General features: G+C 38.2%; 16 protein-coding genes. 5 read left to right on the top strand and 11 right to left on the bottom strand.

What is annotated here, in order from left to right; all coding sequences use genetic code 11:
* Positions 1-518 precede the first annotated feature (518 nt).
* The 11 genes from gpsA to acnA all read right to left on the bottom strand — a co-directional run bounded on the left by gpsA (position 519) and on the right by acnA (position 15,024).
* Positions 519-1,526, bottom strand: coding sequence for an NAD(P)H-dependent glycerol-3-phosphate dehydrogenase (gene gpsA / locus ACFIKU_RS00825; protein WP_375656402.1), 1,008 nt, complete (start codon positions 1,524-1,526; stop codon positions 519-521).
* A gap of 404 nt (positions 1,527-1,930) precedes the next feature.
* Positions 1,931-2,722: a cytochrome o ubiquinol oxidase subunit IV gene (gene cyoD, locus ACFIKU_RS00820; RefSeq protein WP_375656401.1), complete on the bottom strand. Its 792-nt coding sequence runs from the start codon at positions 2,720-2,722 to the stop codon at positions 1,931-1,933.
* Positions 2,722-3,390, bottom strand: coding sequence for a cytochrome (ubi)quinol oxidase subunit III (locus tag ACFIKU_RS00815; protein ID WP_375641404.1), 669 nt, complete (start codon positions 3,388-3,390; stop codon positions 2,722-2,724). The genes cyoD and ACFIKU_RS00815 overlap by 1 nt, the downstream gene beginning before the upstream one ends.
* Entirely contained in the window at positions 3,387-5,405 is a 2,019-nt protein-coding gene (gene cyoB / locus ACFIKU_RS00810; protein ID WP_375641403.1) for a cytochrome o ubiquinol oxidase subunit I, read from the bottom strand. The genes ACFIKU_RS00815 and cyoB overlap by 4 nt, the downstream gene beginning before the upstream one ends.
* Positions 5,406-5,479: 74 nt before the next feature.
* Positions 5,480-6,451, bottom strand: a complete 972-nt coding sequence (gene cyoA / locus ACFIKU_RS00805; RefSeq protein WP_375641442.1) for a ubiquinol oxidase subunit II — start codon at positions 6,449-6,451, stop codon at positions 5,480-5,482.
* A 137-nt stretch (positions 6,452-6,588) separates the two neighbouring features.
* Complete coding sequence (gene aroQ, locus ACFIKU_RS00800) at positions 6,589-7,035, bottom strand: type II 3-dehydroquinate dehydratase (protein ID WP_375641401.1); 447 nt, start codon at positions 7,033-7,035, stop codon at positions 6,589-6,591.
* A 54-nt stretch (positions 7,036-7,089) separates the two neighbouring features.
* A complete protein-coding gene (gene recF, locus ACFIKU_RS00795) occupies positions 7,090-8,223 on the bottom strand; it encodes a DNA replication/repair protein RecF (RefSeq protein WP_375641441.1) in 1,134 nt (377 codons plus the stop codon).
* Positions 8,224-8,244: 21 nt separating this feature from the next.
* Entirely contained in the window at positions 8,245-9,366 is a 1,122-nt protein-coding gene (gene dnaN, locus ACFIKU_RS00790; protein ID WP_375641400.1) for a DNA polymerase III subunit beta, read from the bottom strand.
* A gap of 187 nt (positions 9,367-9,553) precedes the next feature.
* The gene (dnaA, locus tag ACFIKU_RS00785) at positions 9,554-11,125 is read right to left on the bottom strand and encodes a chromosomal replication initiator protein DnaA (protein ID WP_375656409.1); all 1,572 of its coding nucleotides are present in this window, start codon (positions 11,123-11,125) and stop codon (positions 9,554-9,556) included.
* Positions 11,126-11,832: 707 nt separating this feature from the next.
* On the bottom strand, positions 11,833-12,099 hold the full coding sequence (gene rpsT / locus ACFIKU_RS00780; protein WP_273790272.1) for a 30S ribosomal protein S20: 267 nt from the start codon (positions 12,097-12,099) through the stop codon (positions 11,833-11,835).
* A 237-nt stretch (positions 12,100-12,336) separates the two neighbouring features.
* A complete protein-coding gene (acnA, locus tag ACFIKU_RS00775; protein ID WP_375656400.1) occupies positions 12,337-15,024 on the bottom strand; it encodes an aconitate hydratase AcnA in 2,688 nt (895 codons plus the stop codon).
* Positions 15,025-15,321: 297 nt separating this feature from the next.
* Between acnA and ccmA the strand changes: the two genes are divergently transcribed.
* From ccmA to ACFIKU_RS00750, 5 genes are read left to right on the top strand one after another with little or no spacing between them, the layout of a single operon-like run.
* Positions 15,322-15,933 (top strand): heme ABC exporter ATP-binding protein CcmA, encoded by a 612-nt coding sequence (gene ccmA / locus ACFIKU_RS00770; RefSeq protein ID WP_375656399.1) that lies wholly within the window; start codon positions 15,322-15,324, stop codon positions 15,931-15,933.
* Positions 15,934-15,944: 11 nt separating this feature from the next.
* Complete coding sequence (gene ccmB, locus ACFIKU_RS00765; RefSeq protein ID WP_375656398.1) at positions 15,945-16,610, top strand: heme exporter protein CcmB; 666 nt, start codon at positions 15,945-15,947, stop codon at positions 16,608-16,610.
* Between the two features lie 46 nt (positions 16,611-16,656).
* Positions 16,657-17,436: a heme ABC transporter permease gene (locus tag ACFIKU_RS00760; protein ID WP_375656397.1), complete on the top strand. Its 780-nt coding sequence runs from the start codon at positions 16,657-16,659 to the stop codon at positions 17,434-17,436.
* Positions 17,424-17,675, top strand: coding sequence for a hypothetical protein (locus tag ACFIKU_RS00755; RefSeq protein WP_375656396.1), 252 nt, complete (start codon positions 17,424-17,426; stop codon positions 17,673-17,675). Before ACFIKU_RS00760 ends, ACFIKU_RS00755 begins: the two co-directional genes overlap by 13 nt.
* Positions 17,650-18,243, top strand: a complete 594-nt coding sequence (locus ACFIKU_RS00750) for a DsbE family thiol:disulfide interchange protein (protein ID WP_375656395.1) — start codon at positions 17,650-17,652, stop codon at positions 18,241-18,243. The genes ACFIKU_RS00755 and ACFIKU_RS00750 overlap by 26 nt, the downstream gene beginning before the upstream one ends.
* Positions 18,244-19,067 lie beyond the last annotated feature (824 nt).

Here is a 19,067-nt window from a genome sequence, read left to right as displayed (position 1 = left end):
TATTTAAAAGATATTGCTTTCGATAGCGTAAAACTGAATTTAAAAATAATTGTAAAGATGAGAATTGGTTTTTATCTTTAAAATTTCATCTTCTTCCCAAATTAGATTGTCTTCTTGTTTTAAAGAATTACAAAAACAGAGATACACAATATCCCTGCCCTGATATTCTTAGCTTATACGTTACATAAATAAGATACTTCTACCTAATGAGTCTTGTATTATTTTGTTTGCAAATATCATTGTGAGATGAATTTAAGAGACAATCAAAATATCTTGTTCATTACATTACATAAACATGCGTAAGTGGAAACGATAATCTATTTTCAAAGAAATAGCTCTTAGACAAAAGCTAAAACTTTTATATTTCAGCCATGTTTTATAAAGAATCGAATGATATGAATCTATAATTTGCTGGAATATGACTGCCTTATACAACCATCAATACAATTTATTTTATATGTCTATCATAGCATGTTTCTATTTTTTACGATTGGAATTATTTTTTAAAAAACAAGACATCATTGTATTTCATCCTTGAGGGCGCGGCTTAGTAATGTGTTTGCCGCTTCAGTTATGTTTTTACCACAATAGAGAATTTGATAAATTTGTTCTACAATGGGCATTTCCACCCCAATACGCTGCGCCAACGTATGTACTTCCTTAGTATTTAAGTACCCTTCCACAACCTGACCAATTTGTTTTTCCGCTTCTTTTATATCTATTCCTTTACCAAGAAGTATTCCAAAACGGCGATTACGCGACTGATTATCAGTACATGTCAAAACCAGATCACCTAAGCCTGTCATTCCCATAAATGTGGAAAGCTCAGCACCCATAGCCCCCCCTAAACGACTGATTTCAGCTAATCCTCGTGTGATGAGAGCTATTCGTGCATTTGCCCCAAATCCCATGCCATCTGATATTCCTGCACCAATAGCAATAACATTTTTAACTGCTCCCCCTAATTGAACACCAATCATATCTGAACTTTTATAAACTCTAAAACTTTTGTCACAATGAAAAAGTTGCTGCAATTCTTTACCAAACTCAACATCAGAAGCTGCTATCGTCATTGCAGTAGGCCAACCAATAGCGAGTTCTTGAGCAAAAGTTGGTCCAGAAAAAACAGCTAAAGGAATTTTTTCACCTAAAACCTCACGAGCAACCTCTTGTAAGAAACGTCCGCTACCATGTTCTAAACCTTTTGTTGCCCAAATAACACGTGAATGCTGATCTAAATAAGGCTGAATATTATACAAAACTTGATGAAATACATGGCTTGGAACAGCGATTAATATATTGTGACTTGCTGCTATTGCAGTCTCAAGCGAAGCTTCAAGTAATAAATTTTCAGGAAATTGAATATCGGGTAAATATACTTGATTACAGCGCTTTTCTTGTAATTCTTGGATATGTTGAGCATTATATCCCCAAAGTAAAACATTATGACCATTACGGGCAAGAGCAATCGCTAATGCAGTACCAAAAGAACCGGCACCAATAATTGTCATTGCAACGGTTTTCATTATGTTTCTGATTATTCTCTAAATTTTTGATTTAAATGGCATATTATTATTGCAAATAACTTTAATGGTATCTTTAATATAAATCCTGTAAATCATAAAAACGTTACTGCTTCGTAGCTTTTTTTATCTTATACAACATAAAAACTTGTTTTTCACATTCTCTCTCTTTGTAGTGAATTGTATAAATATCACTTTTTGTATATTCTACAAAGAGCTATTTGTCTCAAAAATTAAAGCTTAACTCAATACCCCATGGAATTTCTCTTTTATAAAATAAAAGTACATTCAAAATAATGATACTACTCATTTCATTGATATCTTGTACCTACCCCCTCTTTAATATCCCACGAATTTCTTGTAAGAGCTGATACATGCCGCATCAGCTCCACAGATATTTCTAACCACTACTCTTCTACAGGAGTTTGCGTACTTAAACCCTGCCCCATAGGCATTTCTGAACCAGGTGCTTGATCTACAGGAGTTTGCGTACTTAGACCCTGACCCATAGGCATTTCTGAACCAGGTGCTTGATCTACAGGAGTTTGCGTACTTAGACCCTGACCCATAGGTATTTCTGAACCAGGTGCTTGATCTACAGGAGTTTGCGTACTTAGACCCTGCCCCATAGGCATTTCTGAACCAGGTGCTTGATCTACAGGAGTTTGCGTACCTAGACCCTGCCCCATGGGCATTTCTGAACCAGGAACTTGATCTACAGGAGTTTGCATACTTGCACCTTGCTCAATCGAAACTTCTGAGCCCTGTATCTTTTCTGGCTGTTTTCTTACGGATATGTCTTTGTCTGATAACTGCTCAGATACTGAAGAATCATCTCCACTTGATATTTCCGGTTCAATAACACGTCCTGAACCACCCATCATATTATAATTCAAATGAGAAATAGCCCACCAAGTTCCCCCAATAATAACAAAAACGCAAATAGCAGCAAACCACAACGCGCTTAAATTCCACTTGGCATCTGGACCAGAATTCAAGTGCAAAAAGAAAACAATTTGTACTATAATCTGAATAATCGCCATCCCAATAAGATACGCAACCTTCGTACTAACTGCCCAACTTTCCATCATCCCATACATCACAGGAATAAAAGAACCCAAAGTGAAAAATACAGCCAGAATAAAGCCAACTAAATAGGAACCAGTACTGGGACCATGTGTTTCATTTTGCACGCTCATCACAACGCTCCTAATAGATAAACCATGGTGAAAACACCAATCCATACAATATCAAGTAAATGCCAAAAAATGGAAAGGCATGCTAAACGTGTTTTATTGTTCTGATCCAAACCATTACGACGAAGATGAAAAAACATCACTATCATCCAGAGAAGACCAACACTTACATGAAGACCGTGGGTACCAACTAAAGCAAAAAACGCTGACCAATATGCAGATAGAACTTCTCGTCCAAAAAGCTGTAAACCTGTTGCAGGATCAATACCTGCATAAGCATTAGGATCGTAATAGAATACCTCGTTCAAAAGTTCATGAAATTCGTAAATTTCCATTCCAATAAAGCAAAACCCCAATACAAAGGTAATAGCCATCCATAAACGAACACCACTGATGTTATTTTTATGTGCTTGTACCATTGCAAAGCCATAAGTGACGGATGAAAACAACAAGAAAGCAGTCTCAACCAAAACAAACTTTAAATCTATAAACTCATTGCCCGCTTTACCACCGCCATAAGAAGCAGAAAATACAGCAAAACTTGAAAACAGTGTTGAAAACAGGATCAAGTCTGAAAGAATATAGACCCAAAAACCAAACGTCATTACCGAACTACTATCGTGGTGAAGTTCATCTATAGTACTCGCGTTATTCATTGTCACCGCGCTCATACTGCTACTCCTTGTTCTTTAAGAACAGCTGTAAAAGCGTCCTCTGTTTTCTGCACTTCTTCAGCTGGAATATAGTAACCATGATGATCGCCTGTTAACGAATGACACACAATCGTTGCAACAAAACCAATCAATCCAATCGCAACAAGCCACCAAATATGCCAAACAAGGGCGAAACCGACAACCAATGAAAAGAATCCTGCAATAATTCCAGCGGACGTATTTGATGGCATATGAATTTTTGCAAATCCACTTGTCGGACGCTGATAACCATTCTTCTTCATATTCCAATAAGCATCATCAGATTGTACCTCTGGAAGTATTGCAAAATTGTAAGAAGGAGGCGGTGAAGAGATAGACCATTCAAGTGTTCGTGCATCACCCCAAGGATCACCTATTATCACCGGTAAGCATCCTTTATGTTTAATACCGTACCAAACCGCCAAAACAACTTGCAGCACAAAACAAAGGATACCGAGCAAGATAATAATAGCACCCAATGCAGCAATCATAAACATTGGTTGCCAACTAGGTTCCATGTAATGCTGGAGACGACGCGTCGCCCCCATTAAACCAAGTGCGTAGACTGGGAAAAAGGCAAGGTAAAAACCAATAAACCAACACCAGAAAGATGCAATACCCAATGCCCGATTCGGTTTATAACCGAAAACTTTTGGAAACCAAAATGCAATCCCCGCTAAGTACGCAAAAACGACCCCCCCAATAATTGTATGATGGAAATGCGCTACCAAAAACAACGAATTATGAAACTGCCAATCAGCAGGCACAATAGACAACAAAACACCTGTCAACCCACCACCAACAAATGTAAAAATCATTCCCATGCACCAAAGCATTGGAGGCTCAAAGCGAATCCGCCCCTTATACATGGTCAGCAGCCAATTAAAGACTTTAACACCTGTTGGAACCGCAATAATCATCGTTGCAATACCAAAGAAAGTATTCACAGCTTCACCGCCACCCATTGTAAAGAAGTGATGCCCCCAAACAAGCATAGAAAGAATCAAAATAACCAACATTGCCCATACCATTGAGGTATAACCAAAGAGACGTTTTGAAGAAAAAGTTGATACAACCTCAGAAACGATTCCAAAAGCAGGAACAACTAAAACATAAACTTCAGGATGACCAAAAATCCAAACATAGTTAATCCACACCATTGGATTTCCACCAGCAACATTGGTAAAGAAATTCATGCCCAAATAACGATCACACGCCAACAATGCAAATGCTACAGCTAAGACAGGGTAAATAACTAAAATAAGAACATTGCTGACAAAAGCACTCCAACAAAAAATAGGCATTCTCATCATTGTCATTCCAGGAGCACGCATTTTAATCATCGTTGCAATAAAATTCACTGATCCCATTGTTGTTGCAATACCAGAAAGCTGAAGTGACCATAAATAATAATCTACCCCTGTATCTGGACTCGTTTGCAATTCTGTAAAAGGTGGATACATCAACCAACCACCACGACCAAAATTCCCAACACCTAAGGATATGTTAATCAATATCGCCCCTGCAGCCGTAATCCAAAAACCTAGATTATTTGCAAAGGGAAAAGCAACATCACGCGCACCAATTTGAAGCGGTATAAGATAATTAAAAAGACCAAATAAAATAGGCGTGGCCATGAAAAAAATCATGATCGTACCATGTGCTGAAAAAATTTGATCGAAATGCTCAGGAGGTAAATAACCCGCTGTTTCACTCCCAAGAGCAAAAGCTTGATGTGTCCGCATCATAATCGCATCCGCAAAACCACGAACAAGCATGATAATGCCAAGCACGATATACATAATTCCTATGCGTTTATGGTCAACCGTTGTGATCCAATTTCGCCATAAAATCCCCCACCACCCAAGTGCTGTTAGAGCAATAACAGCAATTAAACCAACTAAAACAATTGCAATACATGTATACAAAACGATCGGTTCATGTGCAAGCGCATGAAAAGCACCTGCCGTAGGATCTGTAAGTCTTCCAAACATTTCTCAACCCATTTCAAATGAAATTCAAGTTTAAAAGAAACCTTTGTTAAAAGGCTCTTTACTTTATTAACTCTTTAAATAACATCAGGATCAAATACTGAACATAGCGCACCCCACAGTGTCTGAGCAGCGGCACGCTTCATTAAATCTTCATTACATACCGTCTTTTCATCGACACATCGATTAACAACACGATAGTAAAGCCGCTTCTCAACAGGTGCAAAATAACGAACTTCAGCATCCTTTTCCTTCGCAGCAATATCACCCATACGAGGCGCAATAGAAAGTTGACGATAAGATGCGCGATTAAGTACTTGACCATTAGCCCGAGCTTTTACAATCCAATCTTCAAAGTTCTGAGAAGAAACGGAATGCCACTTAAACCGCATACTCGCAAAACCATCGCCACTGTAATTTGCTGAAGCTCCTTTGAATACGCCTTGCTCTTCAGCGACCAAATGCAACTTAGCATTCATCTGTGGCATAGCGTAAAGAACTGTACCCAATTTGGGAACCCAAAAAGCATTAACAGAATTCTCTGACGTCAATTGCAATAAAACTTGACGTCCTTCAGGCGCATAAATCTCATTAATCGATGCAACACCATATTCAGGATAAATAAAAAGCCATTTCCAATCAAGAGCAACAGCATCAATCTGTAATGGCGTTCCTTCACCCACAACTTCCACTGGAAGAGGATTTGTAGGTTCAAGCTTATAGGTATAATAAGCTGTTAATGAACCTAAAACCATTACAATTACAACTGGAATACCCCACATCAATGCTTCAATTTTATTTGAATGCGCCCAATCAGGAGAATAGTCCGCTTTCATATTCGATGCACGATATTTTATAGCTAAAAATACCACACTCACCATAACTGGGATGACAATACAAAGCATCACCACCACACAAACAACGATCAAAATGAGCTGTTGACGTGCAACATAACCTGATGGCTGCATAACATCAATTTTACAACCAGACAAAAGCAGTGCTCCCCCTAAAATCACAAGCATTTCTAATTGTCTAACAAAGCTTTTCACCTTCACTTACCCCCGTCATACGCACTAAAAATTGTCATAAATACACACCTCACATTGTACAGATTTGAAAATAATTATCAAGAGAATTCAATGCCTATATTACTCTTATCAAACGCTTACTCTTTATCTATCACAATTTAATTTGTTTTGCTTAATTGTTTTGCAATATACTCAAGTGCAAACCAATATCCATCACCTCCACACCCAGTTATGATAGCGTCTACACCTGCAGATGTATAAGAATGGTGACGAAAAGCTTCACGCTGATAAATATGAGATAAATGAACTTCTACTTTCGGCCCTGAAAACATTTTTAGGGCATCAAGAAGTGCAACAGATGTATGACTGTAAGCCGCTGGGTTAATGATCAATCCAGAACTTGTCTCTATTGCCTCTTGTATCCATGCTACTAATTGCCCTTCACAGTTACTTTGATAAAAATTTATTATAATATCATTTTTTTTTGCCCATTCTCTGCATCTTTTTTCAATATCTTCTAAAGTTTCAGTTCCATAAATTTCTGGCTCACGTTGACCTAGAAAATTTAAATTAGGACCATTTAAAATCGTTATCATCTCAGACATAGCAAGCCTTTTCTTTCAGACCTATCACTTATTAAAAAAATATTTAGCATGTTTTTATGGCAATAAAGCTCCATCCTTAATCTCAAAGAATTCTGCGCGTCCTTTTAAATCATCAAATAAAAGACGATCTGTTCCTGTCATAAATGTTTGTACAGCTAAATCATCAAGAATATCAAATAAAGCAGCACGTCGATGCGAATCAAGATGGGCCGCCATTTCATCAAGAAGAAGAATGGGAGATCTTTCCGATATCATACCTGTTAGACGTGCATGACACAAAACTAAACCTGTCAGCAGCGCTTTTTGTTCACCTGTTGAACAAGAGGCAGCTCCCATATTTTTATCAGCATAAAAAACCTGTAAATCCGCACGATGTGGTCCTTCTAACGTCCTACCAGCAGCACGATCCATTGCGCGATTATGCCGTAATCGATCACAAAATTGTTCTTCAACTTCAGTTGCTGATATTTCACTAAGAGCTGTTTCCAAAAAGCCATCAATTTGCAAAAAAGCTCGTGGAAAAGGTATCTGTGATGGCATTTGTGTAAACATGTCATTTAAAAGACGAATAACATCAACACGCGCCGCAGAAATAGCTGTCGCCAGTTCTGCCATCTGCTTTTCTAAAGCATCAAACCAAGCGCAATCTTCATTTCCGTCTAAAAACAAACGATTACGTGCGCGCATAGCTCTATCATAATCGGCTATGCGGCGCCTATGCAAAGGATCAATTGCCAAAACCATACGATCCAAAAAACTACGACGCTCAAGCGAAGGACCTGTAAAAAGACCATCCATAGATGGTGTTAGGACACTAATATGACAATAATCTGTTAGGCAATCACCCGACTCGTTCACACCATTAATATGGACCTTTCGACTGTTATCGCTAACCTCAAAAGCTGTACCAATCTTTACTTCACCATAAAGGGCACATTCAAGACGCGCAAATACAACAAATCCTCCACCACTACCATCTACAAAGCTAACGTCGGAATAAACAGCACGTCGCAAACCACGACCAGGAGACAGAAAAGATAACGCCTCTAAAAGATTCGTCTTACCAGCACCGTTATGGCCAGTAAAAACCACATGCTGACCAGAAAAATGAATATTGAAAAAAGAATAATTGCGATAACGTAAAAGCTTCAGCTGCCTTACTGCTACTTTGTGCACATGACTAACCATGCATTGCAAAACAATAGCCCCTTAAACGCGAATAGGCATCAGTACATAGAGCACATCCGCATCATCATTATCACGAATCAGAGCTGGTGCTCCGGCCTCAGCCAACATAAAAACCATCTCATCGCTTGAAAGCTGCCCAGCAATATCCAAAAGATAACGTGAATTAAACCCTATCTCAAGCGGTTCAGATGCATAAGTTGCTGATAATTGATCTTCTGCACTGCCTGAATCTGGGCTATTAACAACAAGCTTTAACTGTCCATGCTCAATCGTTAATTTAACTGCACGCCCCCGATCACTTGAAATTGTTGAAACACGATCAACTGCAGAAGAAAAGTCCTGCCTATTAACAATTAATTCTTTATCATTTCCAAGAGGGATAACACGTTGATAGTCCGGAAATGTTCCATCAATTAATTTTGATGTAAAAATCACAGAACCTATAGAAAAACGAATTTTTGTCTCTGAAAGCTCTATACATACATCGCTATCATTTTCTTCTGAAAGAAGTTTTTGCAATTCTCCTACAGCTTTACGGGGAACAATAACACCGGGCATTCCCTCAACTCCTGAAGGAGCCTCCATCTCAACTTGTGCCAAACGATGACCATCAGTTGCAACCAAACGCAATTTCAAAACATCATCATTAATAATATGGAAATAAATACCATTAAGATAATAACGAGTTTCTTCAGTAGAAATAGCAAATTGTGTACAATCAAGTAAATGTTTTAAGCCTGATGCCGATAGAGAAAAACGATAACCAAACTGCCCAGGAAGCGACTCTGGAAAATCTGCCTTCGGAAGACATTGAAGCTGAAAATGTGCACAACCCGAAACAACGGACATTGTACCTGCTTGATTCTCATCGACGGATAATACAACTTCATTGCTATCAGGAAGTTTACGAATGATATCATAGAGCAAATGTGCTGGAACAGTTGTTGCTCCAGCTTGTTTAACATTAACTGCGAAAGATTCCGTAACCTCTAAATCAAGGTCTGTTGCTTTTAACTGCACACGGCCATTTTCTGCATTAATCAGCACATTCGATAAAATAGGAACAGTATTACGGCGCTCTACCACACGGTGAACCCGACCAAGAGACTTGAGAAATTGACTGCGATCAACTGTAATACGCATAAAAGCCCCGTATGATTTACTAAAAACTATAAGAATTCTTTAGGATTAAAGAATAGACCCTCTTTAAAGAATCGCCTGCTAGAGTCTATTAAACCTCTCTTAAAATGGCAAGTCACTCCTGCATAAGAAAAAATAAATCTTTTCATTAAATTCTTTAAAGTATCCCCACAAAAAGAAATGATAAACACTATACAGCTTGTTCTCCAATCAACCGCTTAAGCAATTCAAGTTCCTTAGCCAAGGTCTGATCACCACAAACCAAATCTTCAATTTTACGCACAGCGTGCAAAACTGTTGTATGATCACGCCCACCAAAACGGCGTCCAATTTCTGGCAATGAGCGAGGAGTTAATACTTTTGCTAAATACATTGCAACTTGCCGTGGCTTCACAACCGTACGTGTTCGACGATTAGATAACAAGTCCTGTTTAGAAACATTATAATGGCGTGCTACCGTACGCTGAATTTCTTCAATCCGAATACGCTTAGGTTCACCAGGACGTGTCAAGTGACCTAATAACTCATCAATCCGCTCTAAAGATAAATCAGACTCAAAAGATTGACGAAACAAGAGCTGATTAAACGCACCTTCAATATCACGCCCCGACCCTAAAACCGTTTTCGCAATATATTCCAAGATATCATCAGAAATTGATACCATGCCATCATCTTGTTGTGCCACCTTCAACCGCTGGCGCAACATTTGCAAACGCATTTCATAATCTGGTGCTTCAATTTCAAGGGCTACCCCTCCCTGAAGACGAGAGCGAACGCGAAGATCAAGCGATTCTAATTCTGCTGGTGGACGATCTGCAGCGACAACAACTTGTTTTGCACTATCAAGCAACATATTAAGCAAATGGCAAAACTCATGTTGTATCGACTTACCCTGCAAAAACTGCATATCATCAATAATCAAAAGGTCGATATCACGAAGCTGTTCTTTAAAAGAAAGAGCATCATTATCACGAATAGCTGTTGCAAAACGCCACATAAAATATTCAGCAGTTAAATAAATAACGCGCGCAGACGTTAAACGCTTCAATGCAGAAGCAGCAATCGCTTGAAGCAAATGTGTTTTTCCTAAACCAACAGATGCGTGAATAAAAAGAGGATTAAAACGTAAAGCACTTTTATGTCCCTCCGCAATTGAACGCGCAGCTGCTAAAGCAACGCGATTAGAAGCCCCCTCAACAAAACTTTCAAAAGTATAGCGAGAATCAAGTGGAGATCCAAAAACTCCCGTTTGAGGACTCTTAGCTGAATGCTCTGCACAACTTTCAACAAAAGATGAAGCCGCCTGCTCCTCTAACACAACAGAAGGAACACTTCTTTTACAAACGACATCTCTTGAAACACGTTCCATACCACGAACAATAACCTCAACACGAAGAATTGCTGAATTCTCTTGTTTCCATAAATGAGTCAAAAGAGAACCATAGTGATTATTAATCCATGAGCGTAAAAAGGCAGTAGGAACAGAAAGCTTTACAAGAGTATGACTATATTCAGCAAGCTTCACACGTCCAAACCAACTGGTATAAGCCTCAACACCAACCTGCACCTTTAATTGCGCCATAACACGTATAAAAGCCGCCGCACTTTCCTCCTCTGAAACAATAGAATGCCTTATAGAAGCATTTCTACAAACGTTCTCATCACTCTCCGTCATCCTATTCTTTATTATGTTCTCTGCCGACAGGATATTTACCGAAACCCTTTTTAAGGAACTAGCTTTAGAGTTCAATTTATCCACCATCTTCCATCCTGATAAAAATAAAATTTTGTCCTGCCAAACAGCTAAAATAAATCTAGCCAAGGCAAAACGCCCTACCCCAAATAAGATTACTCACCCTCCCCTAGGATAGCCTCATCACAACCCCACTAACAAAGATGACCAATAAGATTTACTTGCACTCATGATATGACCCACCCTTCTAAAAATGGTAAACATATCCATTAAGAAAACTAAAAAACCGTCAGAAAACCTCTCCAACACAAAAGTTTCGAAAAGTCTAAATCAAGACATCTTGTATTCAAAAAAATACAGAATAATGCGCTGATGTAACCCCTTCATGCCTTTTAGTCTTAGTCTTCATAAGAACCATACAAAACAGCAGAGGTAAAATGCAAGAGGTCAAAATAAAATCAAAAAACCCAAAAAAAATGCTTATATTAATGAGGACTGAAAAAAATATTGATTCAATTCATTTTTTTTCTCTAAATTTACCAATAATTAAAGAATCTCTTCAGATTTAAAAAAAAAAATAAAATGCTTGACAAAAAAGACTCTGTACAAATCCACAAAGCTTGTGGATAACCATACCCCCCCTATAAACTTTCTCTCCTTTTTCAAGTGGAGAATCATCACCGATTCTTATTTTCAATAGAAACTTTTTGAAATAATAAACAAAAAGCCAGCATCCTCATGGATACTGGCTTTATTCCCAATAAAGAAGAAAAAGCTTAAACGCTGAGAGCCTTCAAACGTTTAGCTAAACGCGATACTTTCCTCGCAGCAGCATTTTTATGAAAAACCCCTTTAGAAACTGCACGCATAATTTCAGGCTCAAAATTCTTAAATGCAATCTCTGCAGATGCCTTATCGCCACCCGCTAAAGCATCATCAAACTTACGTATAAAGGTACGAACGCGTGAACGGCGGGCTTTATTAACCTGTGTGCGTGCCGCAACCTTGCGCACCGCTTTTCGAGCAGAAGGTGTATTCGCCATAAATATAATCTCTCTTTCAACACCTTGGTAAAATGAATCTAAAGAACAACTCTACCAATATAAATAAATCCAACCCAAGCAAAACTATAAAGCTGCCTATAACTCGTGTGACTTATAGCGCAATCCTAAAGCTAACGTCAATTAAATTTTCAAAGATAGTTATAAAAAACGAAGCCAAACTCTTTGATCCGCAACTTTATAGCTTAATAACAGATATTCCTTAACAAACAAAAGAATTTAAACGGCTAGCTTACGCAAGACATATTGCAAAATTCCCCCATGATGCAAATAGTCTAGCTCATCTTCAGTATCAATACGACATAATAACGGAACGGTTTTTACCGTACCATCAGAAAAAGTAATTGTTGCTACTGTCTTTTGACGAGGCTTCAAGTTATGAATTCCTTCAATTGTTACCTTTTCATCTCCCTTTAAGCCCAAAGATTTCCAACTTACACCCTCCTCAAAGACAAAGGGAACAATGCCCATACCAACAAGATTAGAGCGATGAATCCTTTCAAAAGACTGCACAATCACTGCTTTTACACCAAGAAGATTGGTACCTTTGGCTGCCCAATCGCGGGATGATCCATTACCATATTCAATACCAGCAAAAACAACGAGTGGAATACCTTCTTGTTTATACGCCATAGCCGCATCGTAAATGGCTTGTTCTACCGCTGACGGATAATGAACCGTATAACCTCCTTCTCGACCATTTTCCCCTAACATGAAATTACGAATACGAATATTGGCAAAGGTCCCACGCACCATAACTTCATGATTCCCACGACGCGTTCCATACTGATTAAAATCAGCCACTTTAACACCATGATCCATTAAATATTTTCCGGCAGGAGAAGCTGCTTTAATAGAACCAGCAGGAGAAATATGATCCGTCGTGATTTTATCACCAAATAAACCTAAAATCCGTGCATCTCTAATATCTGGTAAGATATCAGGTGTTTTCTGCATATTATCGAAATAAGGTGGATTGCGTACATAGGTGGATTGCTCATCCCAAGAATAGGTAGAACCCGTAGGAATCTGAACTTTTTGCCAATTTTCATCTCCCTTAAAAACATCGGCATACTTTTCGGCAAAAACCTTACGCGTGACATTTTTTTCGATAAACTCCTGTATTTCTTGAGAAGTTGGCCAAATGTCTCTCAAATAAATGGGGTGACCATTTGAATCTTCACCAAGAGCTTCCTTGGTTAAATCTTTACACACCGTCCCGATGAGCGCGTGTGCAACAACTAACGGTGGTGAAGCTAAATAATTCGCTTGCACATCAGGTGAAACACGCCCTTCAAAATTACGATTTCCGGAAAGAACTGCAGATGCAATTATACCATTGTCATTAATCGTTTTGGAAATAGCTGGGTGCAAAGGACCAGAATTCCCAATACATGTTGTGCACCCAAATCCTACTAAATTAAATCCTAATGCATCTAAATCTTTTTGCAGACCCGAATTTTGAAGGTAAGCCTCAACGACTTGTGAACCAGGTGCAAGAGAAGTTTTTACCCATGGTTTGCTCTTGAGACCTTTTGCCACAGCATTTCGTGCCAAAAGACCCGCTGCAATAAGAACACTTGGATTCGATGTATTCGTACACGACGTAATCGCAGCGATCACCACATCACCGTGACCCAGCGTATATTCTTCACCCTCGACCTGATAACGCTTATCTTGTCCAGAAGTCTTCTTATAGCCTTCGACCAATGCCTTTTCAAAACCCTGCCCAACATTTTCCAATGCAACACGTCCTTCAGGACGTTTAGGACCAGCCATCGAAGGAACAACAGTTCCTATATCTAATTCAATTGTATCACTAAAAATAGGATGAGCTACCATTTCGTCATGCCACATCCCTTGTGCTTTGGTATATGCCTCTACTAAGGCAATCCGATTTTCATCACGCCCTGTCATATTGAGATAACGCACTGTCTCCTTATCAATTGGGAAAAAACCACACGTTGCTCCATATTCAGGTGCCATATTTCCAATCGTTGCCCGATCAGCAAGCGTCATCTGCTCCAAACCAGGACCAAAAAACTCTACAAATTTACCGACAACACCCTTCCGGCGTAGCATTTGGGTCACCGTTAATACGAGATCAGTAGCTGTGACACCTTCTTTAAGTTTACCTGTTAGACGAAAACCGATCACTTCAGGTAACAACATAGAAACAGGTTGGCCTAACATTGCAGCTTCTGCTTCAATACCACCAACACCCCAACCTAAAACCCCTAAACCATTTACCATAGTCGTATGCGAATCAGTTCCCACACAGGTGTCAGGATAAACCGTCTCACCCCCCTCTTCATTCTTCATCCATACACATTGTGCTAAATATTCTAGGTTAACCTGATGACAAATCCCTGTTCCTGGAGGAACAACGCGAAAATTTTGAAAGGCTTGCTGCCCCCATTTAAGGAAACGATAGCGTTCACCATTGCGTTCATATTCATGCTCAACGTTTTCCTTAAAAGCCATGGAATTACCAAAAGCATCAACAATAACTGAGTGATCAATGATGAGATCAACGGGAATGAGAGGATTGATTTTTTCAGCGTTACCACCAAGTTTAACCATAGCATCACGCATTGCAGAAAGATCAACAACTGCTGGAACACCTGTAAAATCCTGCATAAGAACACGTGCAGGACGGTAAGCAATTTCTGCCCCAGCGCTCCCTTTGTCGTTTAACCACTTAGCAACATTGAGGATATCCTCTTTTTTAACTGTGCGACCATCTTCAAATCGCAATAAATTTTCGAGAATAACTTTCATCGAAAACGGTAAACGAGAAACACCTTCAAGGCCATTCTTCTCCGCTTCGATCAAGCTATAATAAGTATATTCTTTGCCACCAACATTTAATACTCTGCGACAATTAAAGCTATCAATTTGAGTCATGACTGTCCACCCTCATACTATAACCACCCAATTTCCAGGAATGAACAACACAAACTACGAGTCAAGGTCGCAGCTTGAGCGCAGACGCAACTACCTCCGCTATCCATTTCCCCCTCCACCCTCTCATAGGCAAATGCGGAAATCAGCGCCAGAAACCATTTTACACCAGATATTGATGTAAGGTATCCCTTATAGAACTATTTCTAGAACTATTCTAGGTACAATTGAATAAAAAATGTGTTTTTTATTCAATAATGCAATAAAGAATATGAAAATAAAAACAAAATAGGCAATCACATGATGTTATCAGGCAAAGATTTAGCCGCTTACAGAAATGAGGAAATTCTGTTTAAAGGTCTTTCTTTTTGTTTATTTTCACAGCAACTGATGACAATCACCGGCCCCAATGGTATCGGAAAGTCTACATTACTCCGAATCATTGTTGGTCTTCTTGAAGCTGCTGAAGGTCATATAATACTTAAAGACCATGATCAAATATACCCTGTTGCAACTGCGTGTCATTATCTTGGTCCTCAAAATGCTATGAAGCCTCTCTTATCTGTTATGGACAATTTGCAATTTTGGGCACATTTTTACGGTCAACATTCACGCTTTGTGCATGAAGCTCTTGCCGATATTGGTCTTTCTAACCTTGAACACTTACCCTTTAACGCTCTGTCAACTGGACAACAAAGACGTGTAGCTATTGCTCGCCTTTTGCTCTCCTATCGTCCTCTTTGGATTTTAGATGAACCAATATCTGGGCTTGATAACCATGCTCAAAAACTCCTTACTTGTATTTTCCGGCGTCATCTCAATCAAGGTGGTATGATTATCGCTGCAACTCATAATTTCCTAGGTATTCCAGAAAACCATAAAATCGCTCTGGAAAAATTTTCACCTCTCTAGGAGAGAATCAAATGAAAGCATTGTTCTGGCGTGAGCTTAAACTATTATTAGCACCACAAGCCTCTTCACTAAAAGGACTATTGTTTTTTATCGCTGTTGTTGTCATAACCCCCTTTGCCATTGGACCAGATCCCAAAATTCTTGCACAAATAGGGCCTGGTATATTGTGGTTTGGAGCCTTTCTTGCAGGACTCCTCAATCTGAACAAACTTTTCCAAATCGATCGCGATGATGGTAATCTCGACCAATTTATCCTTTCAGGGAAAAGACAAAGTTTTACATTAATTGTCTTTACCAAATGTCTTGCCCATTGGGTAGGGACAATGCTTCCTCTTATTTTTGCTACACCTATTTTAGCCCTCATGCTCCATTTAGATGTAACAATAACTTTTACAACAATACTTACCCTTTTATGCGGAACACCAGCCATTATTTTTATTGGCGCCATAGGAGCTGCACTCGCAACCTCATTGTTGCACAGTACTCTGCTTATTTTTATCATTATCTTGCCGTGGATCATTCCAATTATGATTTTTGGTGTTTCTGCTGCTACAGCCCCAATAAATCCAAATATTTCTTTTCTCACGTCCTTGGCTCTTCTCAGCGCTTTTTCACTTCTTTTGAGTCTCTTTGGCTCTTTTGTTGCTGCGATAACGCTTAAACTTTTATCAGAATAATAAAAGATGATTGCCGCATAGCAAAACTCTGCCTATTATGAATTTCATGAATGAACTATCTCGTACATATAAAATCAGATCGCTTCCTGCAAGTTTCACCTTTTTCATGAAAATAAGCAGTATTGTCTTACCCTGGTTGGCCGGCATAACATTGTGTTCCCTTATCTTAGGGCTTATTCTGGTGATGCATTCCCCTGATGACTATCAACAAGGCATTACTGTTAAGATTATGTACCTTCATGTACCCTTTGCGTGGTTGTCTACATTCTGTTATGTAATGATGAGTGCAGCGGCATTAGGAAATCTGATTTGGAAATATCATCTTGCTGATGTGGCACTTAAATGTGGGGCGCCTATTGGGGCAATTTTTACTGCCTTGGCTCTCATGACAGGAGCACTTTGGGGGCGACCTACATGGGGAACATGGTGGGTCTGGGATGCACGGTTAACATCAGTTTTAATTCTGCTTTTTATCTATCTTTCCATTATCCTGCTTGGACGTGCTTTTGACAACCAAGTAAAAGCCGCTCGCGCTACTGCAATTCTTACACTTGTTGGGTTTGTTAATATTCCTGTTATTAAATTTTCCGTTAATTGGTGGAATACATTGCATCAACCAGCATCATTGTTACGTGCTGGAGGATCAACAATCGACAATGCTATGTTATGGCCCCTTATAACAATGCTATTTTGTTTCATCTTTATGTTTATTGCGCTCTATTTGATGGCTATGCGAAATGAAATCAATAGTCATTATATCCGAATACTTCAGATTAAAAAATCCCGTCGTGCACAACAACAGGACGCTTCATCATGCTCGACCTAAATAGCATCCAGGGCGGACTTTTAGGAAATCTATCTCAGAAAATTGATTTCTTCCTTAGCACCCTTAAACACGAGCAAATTGTTGTTTTAAGCTATGTTCTTTCTGCAATATCCCTCTTATGTCTTATTGGATATATTCTTTGCAAAGCCCTATACCAAAAAAAAATTCTCCAACAGCTAAACAAAAAAGAGTTTTCACAAAAAGAAAAGTATAATGAAAAACATCCCTCCAAAACTTAAAAAAAATATATCTTTGCCTGTTCTGATTGTTTTTTTTGGACCATTTGTGCTTTTTCTTCTTCTCATGGTGCTTTTTTTCAACTTTATGGATAAAAAACACCTTCAAGATTCTTCTCTTCTCCCAAACGCATTAGCTGAAAAATCTGCTCCTAATATTCATCTTCCTCTTCTTGATAAAGAAAGTTATCTCAATTCAAAACAGTTTAAAGGACGTGTCACATTGGTCAACTTTTGGGGCTCTTGGTGTTTGCCCTGTCGCGAAGAGCATCCTACTCTTATGAAAATTGCACAAGATAAACGTTTTGATCTGATTGGTATTAATTATAAAGATAACAAAACTAACGCCCTGCGCTTTTTAAACAATTTTGGCAATCCTTTTAAATTTATTGGCTTTGATGTTTCAGGATATACAGCCATTGATTGGGGAATATATGGACCCCCAGAAACTTTTCTCTTGAATAAAGAGAGCATCATTATTGCCAAACATATTGGTCCCTTAACATGGCAAATTTATCAAAAAAAAATTCTACCAAAAATTGAACAAGCGATCATGACAGAAGAAAAATAAAATATCAACATATTGATTTATAAATAACAATTTACCATTTTTATCTATTAAATGAAAATACCGTATACTATGAGATTTTTCAAAATTTCTATATGTTGAATCAAAAAAACATTTAAGATAAAGATTAAAAATGCCTTTTATGAATTGTCTAAATGTGAAAATACTTGGCAATATTTTAAGTTGAAAAATATAATAATGCAGGTTTGTAAAAACATAACGTTTTAGCATGCTATGTATGCTATTTTATTTATGCGGCCCCTCATTCTTCTTAGGAAAATTTGACAAGAGCATTACCATTGTTGATTCAAAAACATATGTACAGAAATATCTGTAGAGCAAACCTCCAAAATATGACAAAAATTTAAGTAGTTTTCATTTTTCTTTAGCGATTAAATATCTGTTTAGGAGCTTTATTGTTAATTAGTTGGACAACACAATATTGCTATAGAAACATCGCTAAATTAGTGAAAGTAACCAACTATTATTTTCAAAATCATATAGTGTTCTGTCTCCGCTTTTTTATCTGAAATGCACATTGTTATGAGGAGACTTCACCGCTTTTTTCATCTTTATAAAATAACAAATCCGTTCCTTCGCAGCATCATTGTTATATTTATTCCCATTACACTATTTGTTCGTAATAGACTCTATAAAGTCAATATTGAGTCTATACATTATATATTCTTTCGATGACTTCTCTTATGATTATAGCTAATGAGCTTTTTTGACTCTTAAATAAGATAAATCCGAGTAAGAAAATATGACTACAATCAAAAAATCTTATTTAACAGAGAAAATAAGTTATGAGTATATAATCAATCTAT

Origin of the sequence: Bartonella sp. CM120XJJH (assembly GCF_042194715.1) — a bacterium.
Classification (GTDB): Bacteria; Pseudomonadota; Alphaproteobacteria; order Rhizobiales; family Rhizobiaceae; genus Bartonella.
The sequence above is the reverse complement of the archived record's forward strand: the minus strand, read 5'-3'. Positions and strand labels throughout refer to the sequence as shown.